The organism is Lachnoclostridium sp. MSJ-17, from assembly GCF_018918205.1.
Lineage (GTDB): Bacteria > Bacillota > Clostridia > Oscillospirales > Acutalibacteraceae > Ruminococcoides.
In genome coordinates this window covers 1-1,227 of sequence record NZ_JAHLQB010000055.1, presented here as the reverse complement: position 1 = coordinate 1,227, position 1,227 = coordinate 1, and the positions used below count along the sequence as shown (strand labels likewise).

The following is a 1,227-nucleotide window of genomic DNA, read 5'->3' as shown; positions in this document are numbered from 1 at the left end:
TGAAGCCTGTCCTTAGTTGTTAATCAATAATCGCTTAGTCTGCTGTATAGGGAAGCAGAGCGAGGTGACGCGCACGCTTGATGGAAGTTGTGAGGTCACGCTGATGTCTTGCGCAGGTACCTGTCACACGGCGGGGAAGGATCTTTCCTCTTTCGGACATGTAGCGGCGAAGACGCGCGATATCCTTATAATCAATGTGCTCTACCTTATCAACGCAGAAGCCGCAAACCTTCTTGCGGGACTTTCTGCCGCGGTTGTTGGGTCTTTCAGCCATTGTCGGTTCTCCTTTCAATGAGATTATTCAAATACGTTACAATTTAATTAAAACGGCAGGTCGTCGTCGAGGGGCATGTCCTGAAAATCAGCGTTCGAGCCGCTCTGATACGAGGGCTGGGGCTGTGCGGGAGCCTGATACTGAGGCGCCGGAGCCTGATACTGAGGCTGCGCGGGCGCGCCGTAAGACTGTCCGCCGTAGGACTGGTTGCCGTAAGACTGGTTTCCGTAAGACTGGTTGCCGCCGTAGTTGTTGTCGCGGCGCTCGCCGGTAAAGGAAACGTTGTCGGCTACGACCTCTACCACATAACGGTTGGTGCCGTCCTTCGCCTGATAGGTCCTTGTTTGAAGCTGACCTTCAACGGCGATCATCGCGCCCTTGCCGAAATAACGGCAGACAAACTCGGCGGTCTGTCTCCAGCACACGATGTCGATAAAATCAGCCTTGCGCTCCTCGCCCTGCTTTACATAGCTGCGGTCAACGGCAATTCTGAAATTAGTCACGCTGGCACCCGTGGGTGTGGTTTTCAGTTCGGGGTCAGACACAAGTCTGCCCATTAAAATCACTCTGTTCAACATAATACTTGTTCCTTTCACGTTCAGGCTTTCGCCCTACAATTTGCTTATTCGTCTTCTTTCTTGATGATCATTGAACGCATTACATCTTCATTGATCCTGAACTTACGGTCAAGCTCCGCGGGGAACTCGGCGGTGGATTCAAAGTCAAAGAGAACATAATAGCCTTCGCTTTCTTTGTTGATGAGGTAAGCAAGCTTTCTCTTGCCCCATTCGTCAACATTCTTCAAAGTGGCGTTCTGCTCGATGAGTGTCTTGAATCTCTCCACAACGGACTGAACGGCTTCCTCGCCCTTCTTCATGGAGACGACCATGACGGTCTCATAATTTGCTGTTACTGCCATTTCTTTGCACCTCCTTCTGGACTTAATGGCGGCC

At 51.3% G+C, this 1,227-nt stretch carries 3 protein-coding genes; all 3 read right to left on the bottom strand.

Annotation, left to right across the window (positions count from 1 at the left end; genetic code table 11):
* Window positions 1-34: 34 nt before the first annotated feature.
* From rpsR to rpsF, 3 genes are read right to left on the bottom strand one after another with little or no spacing between them, the layout of a single operon-like run.
* Window positions 35-274 (bottom strand): 30S ribosomal protein S18, encoded by a 240-nt coding sequence (gene rpsR / locus KQI64_RS04785; protein ID WP_216523593.1) that lies wholly within the window; start codon window positions 272-274, stop codon window positions 35-37.
* 47 nt (window positions 275-321) lie between these two features.
* The gene (locus KQI64_RS04780) at window positions 322-852 is read right to left on the bottom strand and encodes a single-stranded DNA-binding protein (protein WP_216523592.1); all 531 of its coding nucleotides are present in this window, start codon (window positions 850-852) and stop codon (window positions 322-324) included.
* Between the two features lie 44 nt (window positions 853-896).
* Complete coding sequence (rpsF, locus tag KQI64_RS04775; RefSeq protein ID WP_216523591.1) at window positions 897-1,193, bottom strand: 30S ribosomal protein S6; 297 nt, start codon at window positions 1,191-1,193, stop codon at window positions 897-899.
* Window positions 1,194-1,227: the final 34 nt, after the last annotated feature.